This is a genomic window from Enterobacter sp. UNJFSC 003 (assembly GCF_036903355.1).
Classification (GTDB): Bacteria; Pseudomonadota; Gammaproteobacteria; order Enterobacterales; family Enterobacteriaceae; genus Enterobacter.
Genome location: NZ_JBAKHK010000001.1, coordinates 1,064,129 through 1,090,001, shown reverse-complemented (window position 1 = coordinate 1,090,001; position 25,873 = coordinate 1,064,129). Strand labels below are relative to the sequence as shown.

Genomic DNA, 25,873 nt, shown 5'->3' with positions numbered 1-25,873 from the left:
AATCCTTTAAAAAACATAGCCCACAGGACTGACTCTCGCCACTCAGAGGTGATTTATTGCGGCTGGTTAACCTTCGCCAGGCTGAACCAAATCCCCACTGCCAGGATTAACAGCATCCCCCCTGCACTGCCAAGCGCCACGCTGTGCGAGGTGATAAACGCCGCTTTCGCGGCCTCGACGACCGGGTCGGCGAGAGACGGCGTCAGATCCTGTGCCACCTTCATCGCTTCGCCAATCGACGACGAGGCTTTATCGGCGAGTGACGCATTCAGCCCCTGCGGGAGTTCAATCGACGCCGAGAAGCTGCGGGTAAGCAACAGACCAAATATCGCGATCCCCAACCCCGCGCCCAGCTCATACGACATCGTCTCAATCGCGCCCGCGGCGGCGGCTTTCTCTTTCGGCGCGGCGGCCATAATGGCAGAGGTTGATGCGAGCAGCGCGCTGGCGGCGCTGAAGCCCAGCAGTACCATCAGACACCAGGCCTGCCACTGCTGCGTGCTGAAGTCGAGCATCGACAGCCCAATAAAGCTGACGGCGCTCAGCCCCATTCCACCCGCCGCCACGATGCGCAGCCCCAGGCGGCCCACCAGCACACCGGCAATTGGGCCGCTGAACCCGCTCGCGACCATTACCGGCAGCATAAACATCCCGGCTTCAAACGGGGTGAATCCGTGCACGAACTGCAGTTCCTGCGCCATCAGCAGCTCAAAGCCCACCAGCGCGATCATGGCGGTCATCGCCATAACCACGCCGCTCAAAATGATGCGGTGGCAGAACAGACGCATGTCGATCATCGGCACGCGGGCGCGCAGCTGGATGCGGACGAAGATAAACAGCATTACCGCGCCGGTAAACAGCGTGCAGGCCACCAGCCATGGCGATAGCGTGCCTTTCAGCGCCGTTTTCGCGCTGTAGACCAGCAGCAAAATCGCCACAATCAGCATAATGGCATGGCTGATATTGATCGGCTGCTCGGGCCGCCCCTGCTGCGCCGGCACAAAACGCGCGGCCAGGGAAACGACGACCAGCACAATGGGCACATTGATCAAAAATACCGATCCCCAGTAGAAGTGTTCCAGCAGCATGCCGCCGACCAGCGGACCAAAAGCTGCACCGCCGGAGCCGACCGCCGCCCACACGCCAAGCGCGATATTGCGATCGCGCGCATCAACAAACAGCGTGCGGATCCCGGCAAGCGTCGCCGGGATGATCATCGCGGCCCCAATCGCCAGCGACGCGCGGGCAGCAATCAGCCAATCCGCAGAGGGCGCAAATGCCGCAGCCAGAGATGACAGGCCAAACAGCGTGCTGCCGATCATTAACAGACGCTTAAAACCAATACGGTCACCCAGAGCCCCCATCGGCAGCACCATACCCGCCATTACCAGCGAATATATATCGATGATCCATAATAATTCGTTGCCGCTGGCACCCAGCGTCATGCTCAATGTCGGCGCAGCAACGTGCAGCACCGTCGCGTCAATCGCCACCGGAATATAAACCAGCACGATAATCACTAACGCTAACCACTGACGAAACATAAATTTCCTTTTCACTCTAAACCTGGACACATGTCCAGCAGAGGATCCTACGTATTGTTGAACACTTGTCCAGCTTTTTGTTACACTCGTTTCATCCCCATTGAGAGTGAGTAAAAATGCGTTATTTGAGCAAGGACGAGCGACGGGAAGAGATCTTACAGGCGGCTATGCGCGTGGCGCTGGCCGAAGGGCTCGCAGCGATGACGGTTCGTCGTATTGCAATGGAGGCCGGCGTGGCGACCGGGCAGGTTCATCACCATTTCACCTCTGGGGGCGAACTAAAATCGCTGGCGTTTGTCAGGCTGATCCGCGATCTGCTTGACGCCGATGGCGTGGGAGAAAATGCAGGCTGGCGGGAACGGCTGCATGCCATGCTCGGCAGCGACGACGGCAGGTTTGAACCCTATATTCGTCTTTGGCGAGAAGCGCAGATCCTCGCCAGCCGCGATACGGAAATTAAAGGCGCCTATGTGCTGACGATGGAGATGTGGCACCAGGAGACGGTGGCAATTATCCAGGCCGGGCACAAGGCGGGGGTCTTCACGCTTACCGACCGGGCTGAAAATATTGCCTGGCGATTGATTGGCCTGGTCTGCGGCCTCGACGGTATTTACGTATTAGATATGCCGGAAATGGATGATGCGGCATTTAATAAACATCTTGATAAGTTAATATCTCTCGAATTGTTTAATACTCCTTTATAAGTATTACAATCTCAAAGGTTACAATTAGTAACACATAAGGCAACCCATTATTTCCTTTCTCAACTCAGGGGGTTGCTTTTTTATCTATCCTTTCAATTGCATCCAAAAACATCCAATAACGCTAACAACATACCGTCAGGCATCTGTCTGTTTTAACTTCACTTTTCTCATTATTTGGGTAAGCAAGAGGGCGATATGTCACAACAAAGTGAGAAGAATAATCATTACCTACTGAGTAACTGGAAACCAGAAAATCCGCCATTTTGGGAGAATAAAGGGAAACACATCGCGAGAAGAAATCTTTGGATTTCTGTGGCTTGCCTGCTGCTCGCTTTTTGCGTCTGGATGTTATTTAGCGCCATTTCAGTCAATCTGAATAAAGTCGGATTTAATTTCACTACCGATCAGTTATTCCTGCTCACTGCATTACCGTCTCTGTCGGGCGCGATATTGCGCGTCCCCTACTCTTTTATGGTGCCGATATTTGGTGGGCGCCTTTGGACGGTATTAAGCACCGTGATCCTGATTATTCCCTGCGTCTGGCTAGGGATCGCCATTCAGGATACCGCCACGCCATACTGGATTTTTATCGTCATCGCCCTGCTGTGTGGATTTGCCGGGGCTAACTTTGCCTCCAGCATGGGTAACATCAGCTTCTTCTTTCCGAAAGCGAAACAGGGCAGCGCGCTGGGCATTAATGGCGGGCTGGGTAACCTCGGCGTCAGCGTGATGCAGATGGTTGCCCCATTGGTGATTTTCCTGCCGATGTTTACCTTTCTGGGGGTAAACGGCGTGCCGCAGGACGACGGCACCTCCATGTGGCTGGCAAACGCGGCCTGGATCTGGGTGCCGCTACTGCTGCTGGCGACGATAGCGGCCTTCTTCGGCATGAACGATATCGCCAGCTCTAAAGCCTCTATTGCCAGCCAGCTTCCGGTTCTAAAACGTTTTCACCTCTGGCTGCTGAGCCTGCTCTATCTCGCCACCTTTGGCTCCTTTATCGGCTTCTCGGCAGGCTTTGCCATGCTGTCAAAAACCCAGTTTCCGGACGTGAATATCCTCCATCTGGCCTTCTTCGGCCCCCTCATCGGCGCGCTGGCGCGTTCCGCGGGCGGGATGATCTCTGACAAACTTGGCGGCGTACGCGTCACCCTGATCAACTTCGTCTTTATGGCCGCTTTCAGCGCCCTGCTTTTCCTGACGCTGCCCGGCTCCGGTTCGGGCAGCTTTATCGCCTTCTACCTGGTCTTTATGGGCCTGTTCCTGACCGCCGGATTGGGCAGCGGGTCCACCTTCCAGATGATTGCGATTATTTTTCGCCAGATAACCCTCGCTCGCGTGAAGCAACGGGGCGGAACCGACGAGCAGGCGCAGCATGAAGCGGTCACCGAAACGGCGGCAGCGCTGGGCTTTATCTCCGCCATCGGTGCCGTCGGCGGGTTCTTTATCCCAAAAGCCTTTGGCACCTCGCTGGCGTTGACGGGCTCGCCGGTTGGCGCCATGAAAGTCTTCCTCGTGTTTTACATCGTCTGCGTTTTTGTCACCTGGCTGGTATATGGCCGCAAATCCTCCGAGAAAAATAACTAAACGTTCGAAGCAGGAGAAATGTCATGAGTAAACTGTTGGATCGCTTCCGTTATTTCAAACAAAAAGGCGACAGTTTCGCCAATGGACACGGCCAGGTGTATAACACCAACCGTGACTGGGAGGATAGCTACCGTCAGCGCTGGCAGTTCGACAAAATTGTGCGATCCACCCACGGGGTAAACTGTACCGGATCCTGTAGCTGGAAGATTTACGTTAAAAACGGTCTGGTCACATGGGAAACGCAGCAGACCGACTACCCGCGCACCCGCCCTGACCTGCCAAACCATGAACCCCGCGGCTGCCCGCGCGGTGCGAGCTACTCCTGGTATCTTTACAGCGCCAACCGCCTGAAATACCCGCTGGTGCGCAGAAAATTAATTGAGCTGTGGCGCGAGGCGCTGGCGCAGCAGGCCGATCCGGTGCTGGCATGGGATGCCATTCAGAACGACCCGCAAAAAACGCAGAGCTACAAAAAGGCGCGCGGTCACGGCGGATTTATTCGCTCAAGCTGGAAAGAACTCAACCAGCTGATTGCCGCCGCTAACGTCTGGACCATCAAACATTACGGGCCTGACCGGGTGGCCGGTTTTTCACCTATTCCGGCGATGTCGATGGTCTCTTACGCTGCCGGAACGCGCTACCTCTCTCTTATCGGCGGCACCTGCCTGAGCTTCTATGACTGGTACTGCGATTTACCCCCCGCCTCGCCGATGACCTGGGGCGAACAAACCGACGTGCCGGAGTCCGCTGACTGGTACAACTCCAGCTATATCATCGCCTGGGGCTCCAACGTGCCGCAGACGCGTACCCCGGATGCCCACTTTTTTACCGAAGTGCGCTACAAAGGCACCAAGACCGTCGCCATTACCCCGGACTTCTCTGAGGTGGCCAAGCTCAGCGACCAGTGGCTGGCCCCCAAGCAGGGCACCGACAGCGCCCTCGCCATGGCAATGGGCCACGTGATTCTTAAAGAGTTCCATCTCGATAACCCGAGCGATTACTTCCTTAACTACTGCCGACGCTACACCGACATGCCGATGCTGGTCATGCTTGATGAGCAAGAAGATGGCCGCGCGGTGCCCGGGCGTATGCTGCGCGCCTCAGATTTGACAGACGGTCTTGGTGAGGCCAATAACCCGGAATGGAAAACCATCGCCTTTGACGTCGCCGGTAATCTGGTGGTACCGAACGGGTCGATTGGCTTTCGCTGGGGCGAAAAAGGCAAATGGAACCTTGAGTCCGTGGCGGCGGGCCAGGAAACCGAGCTGACGCTTTCGCTGCTGATTACACACGACAATATTGCGGAGGTAGCTTTCCCCTACTTTGGCGGTAATGAGAACCCACATTTTCGCAGCGTAAAGCAGGAGCCCGTGCTTTATCGTCGCGTGCCGAGCAAAACCCTGACGTTGGCCGACGGGAGCCAAACGCGGGTGGCCAGCGTTTACGATCTGGTGCTGGCGAACTACGGCCTCGATCGCGGGCTTGAAGACGGCAACGCGGCGGCAAACTACGCCGAGATCAAAGCCTACACGCCTGCGTGGGGCGCGCAAATTACCGGCGTACCCGCCCATCTGATTGAAAAAATCGCCCGCGAGTTTGCCGACACGGCGCATAAAACCCACGGTCGGTCGATGATCATCCTCGGTGCTGGCGTAAACCACTGGTATCACATGGACATGAACTACCGTGGGATGATCAACATGCTGGTCTTCTGCGGCTGCGTTGGCCAGAGCGGCGGCGGCTGGTCGCATTACGTGGGTCAGGAAAAACTGCGCCCGCAAACCGGCTGGCTGCCCCTGGCGTTTGCGCTGGACTGGAACCGTCCGCCGCGTCAGATGAACAGCACCTCGTTTTTCTACAATCACGCCAGCCAGTGGCGCTATGAGAAGTTGACCGCACAGGAGCTGCTTTCCCCCCTGGCGGATACGACAAAATTCACCGGCCATCTCATCGACTTTAACGTTCGTGCCGAACGGATGGGCTGGCTGCCGTCGGCCCCGCAGCTCAGCCTTAACCCGCTGCACGTTAAGGCCCGCGCCGACGCCGCCGGCATGACGCTGCAGGACTATACCGTTCAGGCGCTGAAATCGGGCGATATCCGCTTCGCCTGCGAACAGCCCGACAACGGCAAAAACCACCCGCGCAACCTGTTCGTCTGGCGCTCTAACCTGCTCGGGTCATCCGGCAAGGGCCATGAGTACATGCTGAAATACCTGCTCGGCACCGAGAGCGGCATTCAGGGCGAGGATCTGGGCTCGACGGATGACGTGAAGCCTGAAGAGGTGGAATGGCAAACCGCCGCCATTGAAGGCAAGCTCGACCTGCTGGTGACGCTGGATTTCCGCATGTCCAGCACCTGCCTGTTCTCCGATATCGTGCTGCCGACCGCCACCTGGTACGAAAAGGACGACATGAATACCTCGGACATGCATCCGTTTATTCACCCGCTGTCGGCCGCCGTCGACCCGGCGTGGGAATCACGTAGCGACTGGGAGATCTACAAAGGCATCGCCAACGTCTTCTCTGACGTGTGCGTGGGCCATTTGGGTACCGAAACCGACGTGGTGCTACAGCCATTGCAGCACGACTCCCCGGCGGAACTGTCGCAGCCGTTCGATATTCAGGACTGGCGCAAAGGCGAATGCGATCTGATCCCCGGCAAAACCGCCCCGAGCATTGCCGTCGTCGAGCGCAACTACCCGGAAACCTATGAGCGCTTTACCTCACTGGGCCCGCTGATGGATAAGCTTGGCAACGGCGGGAAAGGCATCTCGTGGAATACGCAGAACGAAGTCGATTTCCTCGGCAAGCTGAACTACGTCAAGCTCGATGGCCCGGCCAAAGGCCGCCCGCGCATTGAAACGGCCATTGACGCCTCTGAGGTGATCCTCGCGCTGGCGCCGGAAACCAACGGCCAGGTGGCGGTGAAAGCCTGGCAAGCGCTCGGCCAGCTTACCGGACGCGACCACACGCACCTGGCCCTGAACAAGGAAGACGAAAAAATCCGCTTCCGCGATATTCAGGCGCAGCCGCGCAAAATCATCTCTAGCCCAACGTGGTCAGGCCTTGAAAGCGAGCACGTCTCGTATAACGCCGGCTACACCAACGTTCACGAGCTGATCCCGTGGCGCACGCTGTCGGGGCGTCAGCAGCTGTATCAGGACCACGCGTGGATGCGCGCCTTCGGGGAAAGCCTGGTGGCGTATCGTCCACCGATTGATACCCGCAGCGTGACCCACATGCGTGAGATCCCCCCGAACGGTTTCCCGGAAAAAGCGCTGAACTTCCTGACGCCGCACCAGAAATGGGGCATTCACTCCACCTACAGCGAAAACCTGCTGATGCAGACGTTGTCGCGCGGCGGGCCGATTGTCTGGATCAGCGAAACCGACGCGCGTGAACTGGGCATTGAGGATAACGACTGGATTGAAGCCTTCAACGCCAACGGCGCCCTCACCGCCCGCGCGGTGGTCAGCCAGCGCGTACCGCCGGGTATGACCATGATGTACCACGCGCAGGAGCGCATTCTGAACATTCCAGGTTCAGAGGTGACCGGACGGCGCGGCGGGATCCACAACTCGGTGACGCGCGTCTGCCCAAAACCGACGCACATGATCGGCGGCTACGCGCAGCTGGCGTACAGCTTTAACTACTACGGAACCGTCGGCTCCAACCGCGACGAGTTCATCATGATCCGCAAAATGAAAAACATTAACTGGCTGGATGGCGAAGGTCGGGATCAGGTTCAGGAGGCGAAAAAATGAAGATACGCTCACAGGTTGGAATGGTATTGAATCTCGATAAATGTATTGGATGCCACACCTGCTCGGTGACCTGTAAGAACGTCTGGACCGGGCGAGAAGGCATGGAATACGCGTGGTTCAACAACGTTGAAACCAAGCCGGGCATCGGCTACCCGAAAAACTGGGAAGATCAGGACGAGTGGCAAGGCGGCTGGATCCGCGGCATTCACGGCAAGCTCACGCCGCGTCTTGGCAGCAAGCTCGGCGTATTGTCAAAGATATTCGCCAACCCCGTTATGCCGCAGATTGATGATTACTATGAACCCTTCACCTTTGATTACCAGGATCTGCACCGCGCGCCGGACGGCGATCACCTTCCGACGGCCCGCCCGCGCTCGCTGATTGACGGTAAACGGATGGATAAGATCGTCTGGGGCCCCAACTGGGAAGAGCTGCTGGGCGGCGAGTTTGAAAAGCGCGCCCGCGACCGTAACTTCCAGAAGATCCAGAAGGAGATGTACGGCCAGTTCGAAAATACCTTCATGATGTATCTGCCGCGCCTGTGCGAACACTGCCTGAACCCGAGCTGCGCGGCGACCTGCCCGAGCGGCGCAATTTACAAGCGCGAAGAAGACGGCATTGTGCTGATCGATCAGGACAAATGCCGCGGCTGGCGTTTGTGCATCAGCGGCTGTCCGTACAAAAAAATCTACTTCAACTGGAAAAGCGGCAAATCAGAAAAATGCATTTTTTGCTATCCGCGCATTGAATCCGGCCAGCCGACCGTCTGCTCGGAAACCTGCGTCGGGCGTATCCGCTATCTCGGCGTACTGCTGTACGACGCGGATCGTATCGAAGAGGCAGCAAGCACCGAGCATGAAACCGATCTCTACGAGCGTCAGTGCGACATCTTCCTCGACCCGCACGACCCGGCGATAATTGAAGAAGCCGTTAAGCAGGGGATTCCGCAGAACGTGATCGATGCAGCCCAGCGTTCGCCGGTCTACAAAATGGCGATGGACTGGAAGCTTGCCCTGCCGCTGCACCCGGAATACCGCACTCTGCCGATGGTCTGGTACGTTCCCCCCCTGTCACCGATCCAGTCCTACGCGGACGCGGGTGGCCTGCCGATGAGCGATGGCGTGCTCCCTGCCGTTGAAAGCCTGCGTATTCCGGTTCAGTACCTGGCCAATATGCTTAGCGCGGGCGATACCGGCCCGGTGCTGCGCGCCCTGAAGCGAATGATGGCGATGCGCCATTACAAACGCTCTCAAACCGTTGAAGGCGTGACCGATACGCGCGCCATCGAAGAAGTGGGCCTGACCGAAGCGCAGGTAGAGGAGATGTACCGTTACCTTGCTATTGCGAATTATGAAGACCGCTTCGTGATCCCGACAAGCCATCGCGAAATGGCGCGCGACGCTTTCCCGGAGAAAAACGGTTGCGGCTTTACCTTCGGCGACGGCTGCCACGGCTCCGACACGAAGTTCAATCTCTTCAACAGTAGCCGCATAGACGCGATTAACATCACCGAGGTGCGCGAACACGGGGAGGGAGAATAATGCAGATCCTCAAAATCATCGCGCTGCTGATTGAGTATCCCGATGAAACCCTCTGGGAAAGCCGCGAGGAAGCACTTTCCCTTATTGAGCAAGACGCGCCCCTGCTGCGGCCTTTTGCCCAGCAGCACCTGGACGCCCCGCTGCTGGATAAACAGGCTGAGTGGTGCGAGGTATTTGAGCGGGGTCGCGCAACCTCCCTGCTTTTGTTTGAACACGTTCATGCCGAGTCCCGCGATCGCGGCCAGGCGATGGTCGATCTCATGAGCCAGTATGAGAAAGCCGGGCTTGAGCTGGACTGCCGCGAGCTGCCGGACTATCTGCCGCTCTATCTGGAGTATCTCAGCCTCGTCAGCGACGACGAAGCGCGCGATGGACTGCAAAACGTCGCCCCTATTCTGGCGCTGATTGGCGGGCGCCTTAAGCAGCGCGGGGTGGCGCATTATCACCTGTTTGATGCGCTTCTGACGCTGGCGGGAACGCGGCTGTCCAGCGACAGCGTGGCAAAGCAGGTTTCAGGTGAGAAACGGGACGACACCCGCCAGGCGCTGGACGCCGTCTGGGAAGAGGAACAGGTCAAGTTTATCGAAGACAACGCCACATCGTGCGACAGCTCGCCGATGCAGCAATATCAACGACGCTTTAGCCAGGACGTTGCACCGCAGTATGTGGACGTCAGTGCCGGAGGCCCAAAATGACGCACTACCTCAACGTGTTTTTCTATGACATTTATCCGTACATCTGCGCCACCGTGTTTTTCCTCGGTAGCTGGTTGCGTTACGACTACGGGCAATACACCTGGCGCGCCTCATCGAGCCAGCTGCTCAGCAAGCGCGGCATGAACTGGGGTTCTAACCTGTTTCACATTGGGATTCTGGGGATTTTCTTCGGACACCTGTTCGGCATGTTAACCCCGCACTGGATGTACGCCTGGTTTTTACCCGTTGCCGTCAAACAGCAGCTGGCCATGATCGCCGGCGGGGTGTGCGGCGTATTGACGCTGATTGGCGGTTCCATGCTGCTCTACCGCCGCCTGTTTAATCAGCGCGTGCGCGCAACCTCCACCACGCCGGATATCATCATCATGAGCATTTTGCTGATCCAGTGCATTCTGGGGCTCTCAACCATTCCCTTCTCCGCACAATATCCAGACGGGAGTGAAATGATGAAGCTGGTCGGCTGGGCGCAGGGCATCGTGACCTTTAAGGGCGGCTCATCGGAAATGCTGAGCGGCGTGGCGCCCATCTTCCGCGTCCATCTGGTACTGGGAATGACCATCTTTCTTATCTTCCCGTTCACGCGTCTGGTGCACGTCTGGAGTGCCCCGTTTGAGTATTTCACGCGCCGGTATCAGGTAGTGCGATCCCGGCGTTGAGGGAGAGGCCCGGCATGGCGTAGCCGGGCTATCAGGACTGCAGCATTCCGTGCTGCAGCAGGAATTCCCACCAGGGAATGCCAAGAACCATATGGACCAGAAACGTGCATAGCGCCACGAAAGTGCCGATGGTCCACCACGACTTGATATCGTTATACCCCGACGCGAAGATAATCGGTCCCGCTGCGCCGCCATAGTGGGTAATGCAGCCGCCGTAGGAGTTTGAGAACAAAATGGCCAGCGCCAGCAGCACGGGCGCCGTTCCGGTGACCAGCCCTACCGTGGCGAAGACCGGCACCATCGCCGCTACATATGCTCCGCCGGAAGCAAAGAAATAGCGCACCAGCACGCTCAGGAACACGATAATGACGATGGTCATATTGCCTGCGCTGAGGAAATCCAGATGCGCTGACAGGAAATCCGCCAGCCAACGGAAGAACCCCACCTTGCTGAGGGTGGCGCTGAGGCCAATTATGCCGCCATACCAAATCAGAGTATTCCATCCGCCTTTATTTTGCTGAACATCACTCCAGCTGATGATATTAAACAGCAGTGCGCTCCCCATCGCGATAATAGCCACCGACGATTCATTCAGACCAAGATGACGAGAGAAAATCCAGCCTAATAGCGCGGCGATAAATACCACCACTAACCCCTTCTCTTTGTTATTCATTGGCCCAAGATTTTTAAGCCCGTCATTCGCAATGCCAATATTATCGATTCGTTTAATCTCCGGGGCGGACACCTTATAGCAGATATAGGGAATTATACACAGCATCAATAATCCCAACGGTGCCCCTGCCAGCATCCAGCCGATCCAGCTAATATGAATATGGAAAATATCAGAAATTAACTGTAGCGCTAACGCGTTGCCGGCAAAGCCCGTTAAAAACATATAGCTGGTCGTTTTGGTGACCATATACACGTTGACCATCAGATAGCGGCCAGCTTTACAGGGTGATTCCTTCGGCGTTGAGCCTAATACCATCGCGATACTGTTGATAATGGGAAACACGACGCCACCTGCACGCGCCGTATTTGATGGCGTGGCGGGCGCCAGCACCAAATCTAATAGCGCGGTGACATAACCCAGCCTGAGCGTTGTGTTGCCAAATTTGAGGATAAACCAGTAGGCGAGCCGCTTCCCCAATCCGGTGGTAACGAACGCCGCGCTAAGCGTAAAGGCACTGAACACCAGCCAGGTTGTACCTGAAGCATACCCGCTGAGGACGTCCATTGACTTCACCGGTGAATCGGCAAACTGGGTAATCGTAAAACAGGTTAATGCGACAGCAACCAGCATAATAACGGGTTCGGGATACGGTTTAATAACCAGCCCGACGATAGCGGAAAGGTATATTCCTGCGAGAATCCAGGCCTCTCGGCTCAATCCATCAGGCGGAGGAATGAATGTCGATAATAATATCACCACCGCAAGTAATATTGTTTTTAATACATTTGATTTAATCATATCTCACCCATGAGAAATGTTCCCTGAATAGCAAAGGCCTCTCCTCGGAGAAACCTCCGCTGACTAAAGATGATTGTTCTAAAATAAATAACCGCTACAGGTTAACCACTCGAATATTATCATCCTCGCCGGATTGATATTCAGTAAGCGTGTCGAAACTGAGATAGCGGTAGATATTTTCATTTGCATCGCTAAGTTTAACGGTATGGCTGAAATATTCGTCAACGGTTGGCATTTTCCCCAGGATAGCCGCAACGGTACTTAACTCAGCCGATGCCAGGAAGACTTTGGCATTCGTGCCCAGACGGTGTGGGAAATTTCGTGTGGAGGTTGACACTACGTGACTCCCTTCCCGCACCCTCGCCTGATTCCCCATGCAGAGGGAGCAGCCGGCTGGCTCGATTCTCGCACCCGATTGAATAAACTGGTTAAAGTAGCCCTCTCTGGAGAGCTGTTGGGCATCCATTTTGGTCGGAGGCGCCAGCCACAGACGCGCCTGAGTTTCTTTCGCATCCGCCATAATTTTCCCTGCCGCGCGGAAATGGCCAATATTGGTCATGCAGGAGCCAATGAAAACGTCGTCAACTGGCGTACAGGCCACCTCTGAGAGCAGACGGGCGTCATCCGGATCGTCCGGCGCACACACGACCGGTTCGGTGATTTCAGCAAGATCTATGTCAATAACGGCCGCATATTCAGCGTCAGGATCGGCGGACAGAAGTGACGGGTTCGCCAGCCACGCCTCGATCTCAGCAATGCGCTTTTCGAGCGTGGCGGCGTTCTCATAACCCTGCTTGACCATCCAGCGCAGCAGCGCCGCATTTGAGCGAAGGTATTGCGTAACGTTCTCTTCCGCCAGGCGCATCACGCACGCGGCGGCAGAACGTTCAGCGGACGCATCGGCCAGCTCAAACGCTTGTTCCGCGCTTAGCGTCTCCAGCCCTTCTATTTCAAGGATTCGTCCGGAGAAAATATTGCGTTTATTCTTCTTCTCCACCGTCAGCAGCCCCTGCTTCCTGGCATAGAGCGGAATGGCATGCACCAGATCGCGCAAGGTGATCCCTTTTTGCATATCACCGTTAAATCGCACCAGTACGGACTCGGGCATATCCAGCGGCATAATGCCCGTTGCCGCGGCAAACGCCACCAGACCGGAGCCGCCCGGGAATGAAATCCCCAGCGGGAAGCGGGTATGCGAATCCGCGCCGGTGCCGACCGTGTCAGGAAGCAGCATGCGGTTGAGCCACGAATGGATGATGCCGTCGCCCGGCTTCAGCGCCACGCCCTTACGGCGGGTGATGAACTGCGGCAGGGTTTCATGCAGCTGGACATCAACAGGCTTAGGATACGCCGAGGTGTGGCAAAAAGACTGCATCACCAGATCGGCGGAAAACGTCAGGCAGGCAAGATCGGTGAGCTCATCGCGCGTCATCCCCCCGGTGGTGTCCTGAGAACCCACGGTGCTGATTTTCGGTTCGCAGTACTGCCCCGGACGGATCCCCGAAACGCCGCAGGCTTTACCCACGATTTTTTGAGCCAGCGTAAAGCCAGCGCGCGATGGCGCCGGTGCGCCAGGCTGGCGAAAGACCTCCGATGGCGACAGCTTCAGCGATTCCCGCGCTTTGGCCGTCAGGCTGCGTCCAATAATCAGCGGGATACGCCCGCCTGCACGCGCTTCATCCAGTAACACCTCGGTTTTAAGCGCGAATGTCGTTACCAGATGCTGGTTTTCCGTCTCACGAATTTCGCCCTGATACGGATACAGGTCGATGAGCATTCCGGTCGCCAGCGCGGAGACATCCAGTTCTATCGGCAAAGCGCCGGAATCCTCCAGGGTATTGAAGAAGATAGGGGCGATTTTGCCGCCAAACACAACGCCACCATTACGTTTGTTGGGGACAAAAGGGATGTCGTTCCCGATATGCCACAAGATGGAGTTGGTAGCAGATTTGCGCGATGACCCCGTTCCCACGACGTCACCAACGTAGACCAGCGGCCAGCCCGCCTCTTTTAATTCTGCCAACTGGCGCAACGGACCGCGTACGCCCGGCTCGTCAGGGGTTACCCCTTCCCGGGCGTTGCTGAGCAAAGAAAGCGCATGCAGCGGAATATCCGGGCGCGACCAGGCGACGGGGGCCGGAGAGAGATCGTCCGTGTTCGTCTCCCCGCTGACCTTAAAGACTTTCAGCGTGATCTTTTCTGGCACCGCAGGCCGACGCGTAAACCATTCGGCACGTGCCCAGGATTCGAGCACCCTTTGAGCCCAGGCGTTACCGCTCTTCGCTTTGGATTCGACCAAACCGAATTTTTCAAAAATAAGAAGCGTGGCAGACAGTTGCGTTGCGGCAAGCGGGGCCAGAACGGGGTGGTCAAGCAGCTCAATCAGCGGCCGGACGTTGTAGCCGCCCTGCATTGTGCCCAGCAGCGTGGTGGCCTCTTCGGGTGAAAGCCCGCTGATGCTGTGCTCCCCACGCGCGACCTTAAACAGAAAATCGGCTTTAACTTTTGCCGCAGGATCAACCCCGGGCGGCACGCAGCGGGTTAATAAATCAATGAATGCCTGATGGTGTTCGGACGCGTTATCGATTAATGCATTAACGACCGCCTGCGTTTGTTCAGCCGTTAACGGTTTTGCCGGAATCCCCTCGTTTGCACGCAGCGTCACGTGCTGATTGTAATCATCTAACATATGCTCTCCTGTTCAGGACAAAGCTGCCTGAGCGTTAATCGTAAATAGGTAAATGTCGTTAAAGTTGTTCGCAGAATTCCGTAAGTCGTTCGAGTCCGTATTGCCATTCCCCGTAACCAGACTCCGAATTAATATGCCCGGCTTCGCCGATATCGATTAAATGACCGCCCCAGCATGTGGCCCAGTACTGGGCTCGGAAAAAAGGCATCAGGGGATCGTTTTTACTCGCGAACAGGATGCAGGGAACGGATAGCGTCGTCGGCTGGATAGCCTCCTCCAGCCCAAAGAAAGCCGGTTCTGCCGGCGCCACCATAACGAGCCCGGCCACGTTGACCTGCTGCGTTTGTAAGAGCCTGCAGGACGCCAGGGCACCAAAGCTGTGTCCAACGAGGACCGCAGGCAGCCGGGAAACCGCAAGTTCTCGCCTGATGGCCGACACCCAATTTTCAATATCGGGCGCTAACCAGTTTTTCTGCTGTATGCGTTTCCAGAAAGGTAAACGTCGCTCCCAGCAGCTCTGCCAGTGATATTCATCGCTGTCTCTCAGGCCCGGTACAAGAATCAGGGTGTAACGATCGCTGAGCTGCTGCAGGCGCTGTTCAATCATGACGTTTTCCTTATTTCGCTATTATTCGCGTGGGAATTTCGACAATAACCACCCAACGGCAAGAAGATCTGCGCTACCGCCGGGGCTTAAATTTCTTTTGACGCATTCCGAATTCATTCTGGTTAATGCTTTATCTAATTTTTCTGACGTCAGGTTTTTAATGTTTAATACGCGTCTGGCATAGCGTCGGACATAATTCAACCCGGCGAGCCCACCGCGCGAAAGAAGATTCGTGTCGGGATTTTCTGCCATCAGCCCAAGCAACATTCTCAGCAAGGCCACACGTTCAGGTTCCCCCTGCCGTAACGATTTTTCCAGCAGGGGAAGACCCGCGGTGCGCGCGGTCATAAAACCGCTGGCCGCTTCCCCCCTCGCCCCGGTGAACCCAAACGTCTTGAACAGCTGCTCGCCCTTCGTTTTTGCGACGCCCGATTTTTTCAGCTCCAGCTCGACAATGCCGGTACAGATAAGACGGGTTTCATTGCACAAGCTGCGCTGAGTGAGAGCTTCATCCCTTTGGCTCAGACGCCCTGCGGCGGCGCACAGCAGTCCCAGGGAGAAGATCCCGCCTTTATGGGTATTCACTCCGCCTGTAGCCGCAAACATCGCCTGTTCACACGCCAGTCCCGTCGGCCTGATTGCCCGCAGCGTTTGCGTTCCCCCAAGCGATGCGGTCTCCTTGCCAAGGTTAAAAAACAACGAAAACCAGGGAGCAACCGCCGCGATACTCGCCATAAACACGGTGAAGTTCATGTCCTGATGGGCGCCGCTATTGTCGCGATCCACCAGGCCCGGTTTCGGCGTTAAGGTGATTTCCCGATACATGGCCTCGGCCGCCAGTTCAGCAACGGAACGCTGAACACCGCATTCAGGATGCCTGGCAGGCAAAATAGTCATCGATTAACGCCTCCATGCTGCGCGTAAGTTCGGCCTGCGAATGACGTCGCGCGCGGGAGCACGCGTGCGCAGGTTCATGACAGATAAAGCATCTGCGCATCGGCTGCTGGATGGCATCTCTTTTCAACAGCCCCGTCTTCGGGCAGATGACATCGATATCCCAAAGCCGTCCCAGGCGATGGGTATCTTCAAGATGCGCCGTAACGTGCTTGATCATCCATGCCGGTGCCGCCACTGACCAGAGGGCTTCAGGCCCTGTCACCGGCCGCAACGTCTGGTGCCGACAGACGCGCCAGTGATGCCGCTGGAACACGGCACCGAGCGTCTCATCCGCAACGGCCATTACTCGCCTGGCGAGCTCGGTATCTTTGCGTTCCCCGGGCCAGACCAGCGTGACGGAAACCACGGTATGCTCAGACTGAAATAGCCACGCCTGCTGCCGTTTCGCCCGCTGCTCTCTGGCTGCCAGGATTTGCTCCAGAGAGACGATGGCGTTAGAGGCCTTATCCATCATATTGATTACTCCTTAACCTGGTGGACCACATCAATCACGCTGCCGTCGCGATAGCGCACCACGCCGACGATCCGCGAGGTAAATTCAACCGGCTTAGGCTCACCCGAAATAAGCAACGCTTTTTGATGCAACGCGTCGATATCGACAACGGCCAGGCCCGCAGCCATCAGACGCTCGCGGATCTCCGGACGGGCCGGATTGACGGCGATGCCGTGATCGGTCACCAGAACGTCAATACTTTCGCCTGGCGTCACCAGAGTTGTAACGCGTCTCACCACGGTAGGAATGCGGCTACGGATCAGCGGCGCAACCACAATGGTGAGATTGGCCGCTGCGGCCACATCGCAATGCCCGCCGGAAGCGCCACGCATGACGCCATCGGAGCCGGTCAGGACATTCACGTTAAACTGGGTGTCCACTTCCAGGGCGCTGAGAATGACCACGTCCACCCTGTCGCAGCAGGCCGCTTTTGCCGCCGGATTCGCATAGACGTTGGTTGATATCTCCACATGGTCGGGATTGACCGCCATTGACGCAGCTGCTGCACCGTCAAAGCTTTGCGTATCGAGGATTTTTTCAATTAGCCCTTTTTGATGCAGATCGACAATGCTGCCGGTGATGCCCCCCAGCGCAAACCGGGCGACAATGTTGTGCTTCCTCATGCGGGCTTCCATAAAGCGCGTACAGGCCGTTGACGCCGCGCCGGAACCGGTCTGAATGGAAAAGCCGTTACGGAAATAGCCCGAGTGTTCAATAACGTCAGCGGCCGAACGCGCAATCATCAGCTCACGCGGATTGCTGGTGACCCTGGCAGCGCCGACGCTGATTTTTGCCGGATCCCCTACGCTCTCTATCTGAACAACATAATCAACCTGATCCTGGACGATACTCGCAGGCAGGTTCGGGAACGGTTTGAGGGTTTCGGTGAGAAGGACCACTTTTTTGGCGTACTTCGCATCGACCATCGCATACCCGAGCGAGCCGCACTGCGACTTCCCGCCGTTGCCGCTGGCGTTGCCGTATTCATCGCAGCAGGATACCGCCAGAAACGCGACGTCGATGGCAATCTCACCCTGTTGAATCAGGTTGACTCGCCCGCCGTGCGAGTGGATTTGTACCGGCTCGTCCATCAAACCGTGTGATATCGCGTCGGCGAGATCGCCACGCATGCCTGATGTGTAGATTTTGCTGATGACGCCGTTTCGGATATGTTCAATCAGTGGCGTATTACAGGACATTAAGGAACTCGAGGCGAGCGTGAGTCCGTTAAGCCCGCGTTCAGCCAGCTTATCGATAACATAGTTGATGACCTTGTCCCCCTCGCGAAACGCGTGGTGGAAGGAGACCGTCATACCGTCATGAAGATCGCAGCGCGCCAGGACATCGTCGACGCTGGCAAACAGTTTGCGCTGATATTTTTGCTGAGCGTCAGAAAGATAAGGCGTCGCGGTATTAGCGCCGCTGAACGCAACGTATTCACGTCGGGTACCGGGAATGTCATGCAGGGTTTCAGTGAGGTTTGTCATCATTTTTCCTGTAAGGGTTATTACTGACGAATGCCGGACGCATTTCTGCGTTCGATAACAACGCGAGCATGGTTGATAATTGGCGCATCGATCATTTTGCCGTTCAGCGAAATCACCCCAAGTCCGTTACGTTCACCTTCCTCTGCCGCTGCAATAACGCGCTCTGCATAATCCACCTCCTCCTGAGTTGGGGCATACGCGTTATGGAGAATCTCAATTTGTCGCGGGTTAATCAGCGATTTTCCGTTGAATCCCATTCTGCGGATCAGGTCCACTTCCTTGAGGAAACCGGCCTCATCATTCACGTCGGCGTAGACCACATCAAAGGCATCGATACCCGCGCCCCGCGCGGCATGTAAGACCGCGCATCGAGCGTAGAACAGCTCCGTCCCATCGCCTCGCTCGGTCTGCATGTCCATCACGTAATCAAATGCCGCCAGCGCAATGCCCATCAATCGAGCGGAAGATTTCGCAATAGCAACGGCATTAATAACGCCTACAGCGGATTCAATCGCCGCCATCAGTTTTGTTGAGCCTACGGGACGTCCGCAACTCTCTTCAATACGCACAATTTCACGTTCAAGCTGATGAATATCTTCAGGGGTATCGGTTTTAGGTAAACGAATAACATCAACGCCAGCCCGGACGGCAGCTTCCAGATCCTTTAAGCCGAAAGGCGTATTAAGCGGATTAATTCTGACAACGGTTTCTATATCGTTATACATAGGATGCTGCAGGGCATGGAATACCAGCAGGCGAGCGCTGTCTTTTTCTTTCAGGGCAACGGCATCTTCCAGATCGAACATAATAGAGTCTGGTTTATAAATGAATGCGGTTGAGAGCATTGCGGCGCTTGAACCGGGTAAAAATAACATACTGCGGCGTAATTTCTTCATTATAACGTTTCCCATACAATATCTTCCCGGGCCATTCCTCTGAGCAGCGCAGCCTGCATGCGCGCGCGGATCACACAGTCCAATGCGCCTTTATCATCGACAACGATCAGCCCCTGCTGGATATTCAATGCTGCAAGAGTTTCATTAACGACCTCGGTAATACGGTCGCCAAATTGCTTGTAGACTTCGCTTTGGATGACCACATCCAGCCCGCTCTCTACGGGACTCACCTTCACCATCAGGTCGCTTGATTCCAGCGTCCCCGCCATGGCGGCTTGCACAATTTTCATATAACTCTTCCTGTGTGATAACGCGGTTAAACTTCTGCCGGCAATCGTTCTGCTAAACAAGACGAATGCGGCACTCCGCTATTCAGATAAACGCGTGTTGTTTCAGGCACCATATGACTGGCGGCAGAAAAATTTCTTTCACTTATTAAACGTCGAACGGCGGATGCGGAGACCGGGATGTTATTGCCATCCGTTTTTCTCGCTATTTCATGCACCCGAATACCGGCAGCGATGCCGGTTTCCTCTTCCAGCCAGCGATGCATTGCACGGTTATAGTCCGCGGTCAGCTGACAGAATGGTTCGGTACCTACAAAGCGATGACGTATATTCAGCGCGGGGGCGATGTAATTCCTGAACAGGGTTAAATCGATGGCGGCATAAACTTTATCAATCACCTGTTTGTCTTTCAGGAAATAGCCGGGGAACGTGCCGCGGGAAATAATATAGGCGGAGCCCGGATGAACCGTCACATTGTGCAGATGCCGCGAGCCGTCGCGAACCATCGCAAGCCGCTCTTTGAAAGAGAACGCGGAAACATCTTCCTGCACCACAAAAACATGCAGCCAGTCACACTCGCGCGCGGCGTGTTCAATTAAATACTGGTGCCCAAGGGTAAAGGGATTGGCATTCATGACAATGCTGCCGATCTTATTGCCCTGCACCAAATGGTGGCTGCGAAGCTGGCTGCAATAACGGTGAATACCGATCGGCGTGTTCTCCATTAATGCGGCTCGATTCACGATCGTCACTAGCGGATAAAATCCGCACCCGCGAAACGATTTTACATTTCCCGGACAGGTAAAAAGAAAGAGATGATGTTCGCCGTTTTGTGCCGCCTGAAGCTCTGCCTCATGCAATAACGTCAGGCTTAGTGAAGTCCCCCGCCACTCGGTATCGATAGCAATGCATTTTAAGGTATTCCCGGCAATTCCGGCGCAGGCGATAAGCTTGCGCTGATAGCGCGCAATGACAAACTGCGCGATATCGTCGTCGATGCCTAAACCATTTGTCTCCAGAAAGCAGGCGATCTCCTCTCTGGTATTCCCCTGGCCGGTTTGAATGACCTCAAATTCTGGCGTTCTGGCGGTGAACATCTTATTTCTCCTGAGAACAGCGATTAAACAGCCCGCAATTCTTGCAGCGGTTGAGCTTCCACAATGGTATTCATCAGGCGGCCGATATTTTCTATTTCCACTTCAACCCGATCGCCATCATGCATAAAGAGCGGTGGATTGCGTTTTTTACCAACGCCGCCCGGTGAGCCCGTAATAATGACGTCCCCAGCGCTCAGTGAGGTGAAAGTGCTGATATACGCGATAAGATCGGCCACTTTGTGGATCATGCTGCCGGTGGAGTCATCCTGGACCAGCTTGCCGTTAAGCCAGGTATGTATGGTTAAGGCGTGGGGATCGGGGATCTCATCTGCAGTGGTCATATAGGGCCCAAAGGCACCGGTCTGTTTCCAGTTTTTACCGGCCGTGAACCAGGCGTGCTGCCAGTCGCGCACCGAGCCGTCCATATAGCAGCTGTAGCCAGCGACGTGGTCGAGCGCATTGTTCGTGGTTATTTGGGAACCTGGTTTGCCAATAATGACGGCCAGTTCACCCTCATAATCGAACTCGCTGGAGTGAACAGGCTTGATCACCGGTCGGGCATGTCCGGTTTGCGAATCAGGGAATCGGATAAACAGCGTCGGCGCGTTATTCGTCTCCGCGAACTCTTTTCGTTTTTCGGCGTAATTCATGCCCACGCAGAAAATCTTTCCGGGTTCTTCGATGACGGGTAAAAAGGTAATGTCTTCCAGAAGGATATCTGCAGGGCAATCGATATATTGCCTTGCAACCTCAAGCGCATCCCACTGAAGAAGATCTTTTAGGGTTGCATACTGATGACCGATTCTATTACCCAAATCGATAATGCCGGACTCAATAGCTATTCCGTAACTTCTACGTCCGTGATGAATATAACTCGCTAATTTCATGTTGATACCTGATTAATATTCGTGCCCATACCGTGTTCACGCCTTACAGCGTGAACACCTTGCCAAGCTTTTATTCAGCGGACTGCGCGGGTACCAGTGCCGGTTTCGTACCGGACGCCAGATAGGTAGCCACAACAACGCCGACCCCGAGTAACGCCAGGATGAATCCCGTCATCCCCTGCCAACCCATTGAATGGAAGACAAAACCGTTTACAAAACCGACAACCGAACCGCCCATGTAATAGAAGAATAAATAGAGCGCGACTGCCTGGCCTCTTGCGTGGGTAGCATTTTTACTGACCCAGCTCAGGCCGATGGAGTGGCAGCCGAAGAAGCAGCCGGTGAAGATAACGGCACCCGCAATAAAGGTGACGACATTCGCGGTCAGCGTCAGCAACATCCCCAAAGCCATAATCAGGAACAGCACTCTCAGCACTTTCATTGCGCCATATTTAGCCGATAAACGCCCTGCCTGTGGAGCAGTAAAGAAGCTCAGCGCGAAGCTAAAGGAGAGCAGGCCCGCGTTGGCTGGAGATATATGGAAAGGTTCACCTTTAAGGAAGAAAGCAAGGTAGTTATAAAGTGAGGTAAATGCGCCAAAGATAATAAAGCTAATAATAAAAGCCAGCGCCAGATTTTTATTTTTAAAATGTGATGCAGCACCTTTCACCATGCGCATCACGTTGAGATTTTGCGTCGGCGTGAAATTACGGGATGCGGGCAGCAAGAAGTTAACCAGAATGGCAACCACAATAAGACTCACCGCAAAACCGTAGAAGATGGTATTTATGGAGATATGATCGATCAGCTGGCTGGCAATAATACGCCCTGACATTCCCCCCATCGAGTTACCGAAGACAAAATATCCCGTGACGATTCCCGCCGCCACCGGTGCAACTTCTTCGCTGATATACGCCGTCGCCGCTGCGGCTATGCCGCTTAACGCCAGACCAATCACCGCGCGCAGAGCCACCAGCATCGCCCAGGATTCGACCAGCGGGCACAGCAGCGTTAAAACACCGCCCAACAGCAGCGACACAATAATTAATCGCTTTCTGCCATAGTGGTCGGATAAGGTCCCGGTAAAGAGCAGCCCAATAGCCAGCAGTGCAGTTTCAGCAGATAAAATAATACTTACCTGACTGACGGGAACGTTGTATTCCACCGCCAGCGTTGGAAGAAGTGGCTGAATAAAGAAAAGAGAAGCAAGTTCAGCAAGCCCGGATAAGGCTAACGCCAGAATGACACGAATATGACTACTGGCCTTTACGGAATCCGAGTCTTTCAGGGTATTTTTAGCATGCGTTAACGCCATAATAACCTCAGTATTATAATTTGGGTACAGAGTGGTTTTTTATCTAACCTTTCAGGTCAGGATGTTTTTATTTAAATCGCTTCTGATAAAACGTTTTCCGGCACGCAAACGACGCCTTCAAATAATTTTCGCGACGTGCGTATAACCGCTGCGCGAGTATTTTCGATCTTGTCTCCGTCTCGTAACAATGACACCGAAATTTTTCCGCTGGGATGTTCAATATCAATAATGTTGGTGAATAAATCTCTGGGCCGGTCGGCGATAAGGGTATGGGCAACAGACCCTTCAATCAGCGTTGCGGTTGAAATGCCAATCGAGCCAGTAATGGCCAGCGACTTATGGCAGACGTGTGGCATAAAGTAGCGAACCTGAAGCGTTCCTCCGTTGCACGCTCGGCTGAGCAGAACGGGTTTCGGAATCACTTTCGATGTAACATCGCCAAGCCCCATTGCCTCACCCGCCTTACAGCGCAGGCGTTCAAGTTTCGCCTTGAAGGTTGTATCCGCATCCAGTTCTGTCGGCGACTCCCCGCCCGTTTTTCCCAGTTGGGCTGCATCAATCAGCACCATCGGCATGGCCATGTCGATACACGTAACGGGGATACCCTCAAAAACGTCCGTCACGCTGCCGGTCGGGAGCAGTTTCCCTGTTTTAGAGCCTGCAGAATTGAGGAAGGTCAAACCAACCGGTGCCGCAACACCCGGTACGCCGTCGATTTGGGTATCACCTTCGTAAATCACCCGATAATCAGGCGTCTGAACTTCTGCATCAACCAGCGTGCCGGTATTCAGGTTACGGATGCGGACCGTCGTCACCGGACTTTGCGCCTTAACCAACCCCTTTTCGATGGCAAAGGGCCCCACCGCGCAAAGCATATTGCCGCAGTTGGGCGTGGTATCGACGCGTCGCTCGTTAACCATGACCTGTGCGAACAGATAATCGACGTCGGCATCCGGACTGTCGGAAGGACTGACGATCGCCACTTTGCTGGTCTGCGGACTTCCACCACCGATACCGTCAATTTCGAGCTCATGGCCTGCGCCCATTAACGCCAGCAACACGGCGTCGCGTTCTTCATTTTCAGACGGCAGATCGCTGGCCAGAATAACCGGGCCTTTTGACGTACCGCCACGCATTAATACGCAAGGGATCGTTAACATGTGTTTTTCTCATTTCGCTTTTTCTCAGGAACGCAATAAGGTTTTCATACTCGGGTTGATAACTCTAATGTCAAAAAAAGCATCATTAATTCGTTTTGCACATTAATAGCGCGTGAGTTACCCTGGAGAAATAGAAACGAGAAAGGGATGCTGAGATGCAACATGAATTACAGGGTATACAAGCTTTTGTAAAAATTGCAGAAATCGGATGCTTTACAAAAGCATCTCAATTTCTTCACATATCACAACCTGCATTAACACGTAGAATCCAAAAGCTTGAAGAGAGCCTGGGAACGGCGCTGTTTGAACGATCGACGCGGAGCGTCAAATTAACGACGGTAGGCAGAGAGTTTTTGCCTAAGGCAAAGAATTTAATCGATTTTTATGAAAGCTCAATATTGAGTATTAAAGAGATGGCGACGCATCAGGCAGGGGTTATTACCGTTTCCTGTATCCCGACCGCCGCGTTCTATTTTCTGCCATCGGTGATACGAGATTATAACAATGACCATCCAAACATCCGTATTCGCATACTTGAGCACAGCGCCAGCGATTGTCTCGAAGCGGTGTTAAATGGCGATGCAGATTTCGGCATAAATATGATAAACATCACACATCCTAATATCGATTTTTCGCCGTTGGTCAATGAACCGTTTGTTCTGGCCTGTCGGCGCGACAATGAACTGGCACAAAAACCGCTGGTAACGTGGGAAGATCTTGCCGGAATGAAGTTAATTGGCGTCAGGCGCTCCAGCGGTAACCGGTCGCTTATCGATCAGGCCTTCGAGAAAATGGCCTGGAAACCTAACTGGTTTTACGAGGTCCGACACCTGTCTACTTCACTGGGAATGGTGGAGGCGGGCCTCGGCGTATCGGTGGTTCCCAGCCTGGCAATGCCGACTGATGAACATCATGTTCTGGTCAGCCGCCCGCTGATTGAACCCGTCATTCGACGTACCTTAGGGCTTGTGCAGCGTCGCGAAACGCCGCTGAGCCCGGCGGCGGAGAAATTCAGAGAGATGTTAGTACAGCTGTGGTCTGGCGAAGATAACAGTCCGTGGATTAATAAGTTTAGCCAGCTCTAAGCCCCGACAAGAGAAAGGGGCCAACGCCCCTTTATGCCCTATTTACCCGCCTGTGGATGCGTTTCAAAGCCGGCCATTACCGCCGTCAGTTCGGCCAGCGAAAAGCCGTGTTTCGGATCCTCCACCCCTAACCCAAATCTTTCCTGCATCAGCTGATAGAGCTCCCCTGCATCGGGAAGGTGAATTTGCTCCTCAACGTGGCCATTTTTCCAGTGGGTAAAATTGAAATTGGTCAGCGTCAGCTTGCCGCCGTCAGGAAGATGGCGACACATCAGCAGGTGATGACGGAAATGCGACTGCGGCCAGTGCGCCGACCAGAAGTTACCCATCACGTAATCGCTGAAATACTGCGTCGTCAGGTCAAAATGATACATCGACTGCCAGTGCTCGTGGTGGCGGAACTGCAACACCCAATCGTTACCTTCACTCAGCAGGCGATAAAGTCCGTGCGGCGTTTCCTGCTCTTCATTCGCGATCAGCCGGATAGGCGCCGTTAGCGTCTGCCCGCCAAACCCCACGTCGGCAATCCAGCGCTCACCGTTCAGCTCAACCAGCAGCAGCCGGTGCGTACGCGGCGGCATTTGCGGCGGATTAGCCAGAACCACGCGCCCCAGCACGCTGCGCACCGTAAACCCGACTTCACGCAGTACGCGCTCAAACAGGCCATTTTGCTCAAAGCAGTATCCCCCACGGCGGGCCGTCACCAGCTTCTCGACCAGGCATTGATCTTCAAGGTGGATCTCTCGCGGCAGAACGACATCAATATTTTCGAAGGGGATCTCGCAGTTGTGGCGTAAATGCAGCGCGCGCAGGGTATCGATATCAACCTGAACAGGCTGTTGCCAGCCCGTGCGGGTGAAATAAGCACTCAGAAATGGGGACATGGTTCGCTTCCTTATGTAATGTCCCTTGTTTATAAACTATTTTACT

At 54.9% G+C, this 25,873-nt stretch carries 21 protein-coding genes; 7 read left to right on the top strand and 14 right to left on the bottom strand.

Features of this window, described 5'->3' with window-relative positions:
* Positions 1-53: 53 nt before the first annotated feature.
* A complete protein-coding gene (locus V5P19_RS05090; protein ID WP_334400732.1) occupies positions 54-1,544 on the bottom strand; it encodes an MFS transporter in 1,491 nt (496 codons plus the stop codon).
* 116 nt (positions 1,545-1,660) lie between these two features.
* Here V5P19_RS05090 and V5P19_RS05085 point away from each other — a divergent pair, with 116 nt between their 5' ends.
* The 6 genes from V5P19_RS05085 (at position 1,661) to narI (ending at position 10,512) form a co-directional block, all read left to right on the top strand.
* Positions 1,661-2,248 carry a TetR family transcriptional regulator gene (locus V5P19_RS05085; protein ID WP_334400730.1) on the top strand — a complete coding sequence of 196 codons (588 nt, stop codon included), beginning with the start codon at positions 1,661-1,663 and terminating at the stop codon, positions 2,246-2,248.
* 195 nt (positions 2,249-2,443) lie between these two features.
* The gene (locus V5P19_RS05080) at positions 2,444-3,835 is read left to right on the top strand and encodes a NarK family nitrate/nitrite MFS transporter (protein WP_334400728.1); all 1,392 of its coding nucleotides are present in this window, start codon (positions 2,444-2,446) and stop codon (positions 3,833-3,835) included.
* A gap of 23 nt (positions 3,836-3,858) precedes the next feature.
* On the top strand, positions 3,859-7,599 hold the full coding sequence (locus V5P19_RS05075; protein ID WP_334400726.1) for a nitrate reductase subunit alpha: 3,741 nt from the start codon (positions 3,859-3,861) through the stop codon (positions 7,597-7,599).
* Positions 7,596-9,140: a nitrate reductase subunit beta gene (narH, locus tag V5P19_RS05070; protein ID WP_334400724.1), complete on the top strand. Its 1,545-nt coding sequence runs from the start codon at positions 7,596-7,598 to the stop codon at positions 9,138-9,140. The genes V5P19_RS05075 and narH overlap by 4 nt, the downstream gene beginning before the upstream one ends.
* The gene (gene narW, locus V5P19_RS05065) at positions 9,140-9,835 is read left to right on the top strand and encodes a nitrate reductase molybdenum cofactor assembly chaperone (RefSeq protein WP_334400722.1); all 696 of its coding nucleotides are present in this window, start codon (positions 9,140-9,142) and stop codon (positions 9,833-9,835) included. Before narH ends, narW begins: the two co-directional genes overlap by 1 nt.
* On the top strand, positions 9,832-10,512 hold the full coding sequence (gene narI, locus V5P19_RS05060; RefSeq protein ID WP_334400720.1) for a respiratory nitrate reductase subunit gamma: 681 nt from the start codon (positions 9,832-9,834) through the stop codon (positions 10,510-10,512). The genes narW and narI overlap by 4 nt, the downstream gene beginning before the upstream one ends.
* Positions 10,513-10,543: 31 nt before the next feature.
* Here narI and V5P19_RS05055 read toward each other — a convergent pair whose 3' ends face one another.
* From V5P19_RS05055 to V5P19_RS05000, 12 genes are all read right to left on the bottom strand, one after another.
* The gene (locus V5P19_RS05055; protein WP_334400718.1) at positions 10,544-11,983 is read right to left on the bottom strand and encodes an anion permease; all 1,440 of its coding nucleotides are present in this window, start codon (positions 11,981-11,983) and stop codon (positions 10,544-10,546) included.
* Between the two features lie 94 nt (positions 11,984-12,077).
* Entirely contained in the window at positions 12,078-14,672 is a 2,595-nt protein-coding gene (gene acnB / locus V5P19_RS05050) for a bifunctional aconitate hydratase 2/2-methylisocitrate dehydratase (RefSeq protein WP_334400716.1), read from the bottom strand.
* 58 nt (positions 14,673-14,730) lie between these two features.
* A complete protein-coding gene (locus V5P19_RS05045) occupies positions 14,731-15,279 on the bottom strand; it encodes an alpha/beta hydrolase (RefSeq protein WP_334400714.1) in 549 nt (182 codons plus the stop codon).
* A 21-nt stretch (positions 15,280-15,300) separates the two neighbouring features.
* The gene (citG, locus tag V5P19_RS05040) at positions 15,301-16,176 is read right to left on the bottom strand and encodes a triphosphoribosyl-dephospho-CoA synthase CitG (protein WP_334400712.1); all 876 of its coding nucleotides are present in this window, start codon (positions 16,174-16,176) and stop codon (positions 15,301-15,303) included.
* On the bottom strand, positions 16,148-16,690 hold the full coding sequence (citX, locus tag V5P19_RS05035) for a citrate lyase holo-[acyl-carrier protein] synthase (RefSeq protein WP_334400710.1): 543 nt from the start codon (positions 16,688-16,690) through the stop codon (positions 16,148-16,150). The genes citG and citX overlap by 29 nt, the downstream gene beginning before the upstream one ends.
* Positions 16,691-16,695: 5 nt before the next feature.
* Positions 16,696-18,216: a citrate lyase subunit alpha gene (gene citF, locus V5P19_RS05030; protein ID WP_334401160.1), complete on the bottom strand. Its 1,521-nt coding sequence runs from the start codon at positions 18,214-18,216 to the stop codon at positions 16,696-16,698.
* A 20-nt stretch (positions 18,217-18,236) separates the two neighbouring features.
* Positions 18,237-19,112, bottom strand: a complete 876-nt coding sequence (gene citE, locus V5P19_RS05025) for a citrate (pro-3S)-lyase subunit beta (RefSeq protein ID WP_115192841.1) — start codon at positions 19,110-19,112, stop codon at positions 18,237-18,239.
* Entirely contained in the window at positions 19,112-19,402 is a 291-nt protein-coding gene (gene citD / locus V5P19_RS05020; RefSeq protein ID WP_041145400.1) for a citrate lyase acyl carrier protein, read from the bottom strand. The genes citE and citD overlap by 1 nt, the downstream gene beginning before the upstream one ends.
* 26 nt (positions 19,403-19,428) lie before the next feature.
* The gene (gene citC / locus V5P19_RS05015) at positions 19,429-20,496 is read right to left on the bottom strand and encodes a [citrate (pro-3S)-lyase] ligase (RefSeq protein WP_334400695.1); all 1,068 of its coding nucleotides are present in this window, start codon (positions 20,494-20,496) and stop codon (positions 19,429-19,431) included.
* A gap of 23 nt (positions 20,497-20,519) precedes the next feature.
* Positions 20,520-21,383, bottom strand: coding sequence for a fumarylacetoacetate hydrolase family protein (locus tag V5P19_RS05010; RefSeq protein WP_334400693.1), 864 nt, complete (start codon positions 21,381-21,383; stop codon positions 20,520-20,522).
* A gap of 70 nt (positions 21,384-21,453) precedes the next feature.
* A complete protein-coding gene (locus V5P19_RS05005) occupies positions 21,454-22,728 on the bottom strand; it encodes an MFS transporter (protein WP_334401158.1) in 1,275 nt (424 codons plus the stop codon).
* 41 nt (positions 22,729-22,769) lie between these two features.
* A complete protein-coding gene (locus V5P19_RS05000; RefSeq protein ID WP_334400691.1) occupies positions 22,770-23,858 on the bottom strand; it encodes a 4-oxalomesaconate tautomerase in 1,089 nt (362 codons plus the stop codon).
* 155 nt (positions 23,859-24,013) lie between these two features.
* Between V5P19_RS05000 and V5P19_RS04995 the strand changes: the two genes are divergently transcribed.
* Positions 24,014-24,943: a LysR family transcriptional regulator gene (locus tag V5P19_RS04995; protein ID WP_334400689.1), complete on the top strand. Its 930-nt coding sequence runs from the start codon at positions 24,014-24,016 to the stop codon at positions 24,941-24,943.
* A gap of 38 nt (positions 24,944-24,981) precedes the next feature.
* Here V5P19_RS04995 and nhoA read toward each other — a convergent pair whose 3' ends face one another.
* Positions 24,982-25,827 (bottom strand): N-hydroxyarylamine O-acetyltransferase, encoded by an 846-nt coding sequence (gene nhoA, locus V5P19_RS04990; protein WP_334400687.1) that lies wholly within the window; start codon positions 25,825-25,827, stop codon positions 24,982-24,984.
* Between the last annotated feature and the right edge of the window lie 46 nt (positions 25,828-25,873).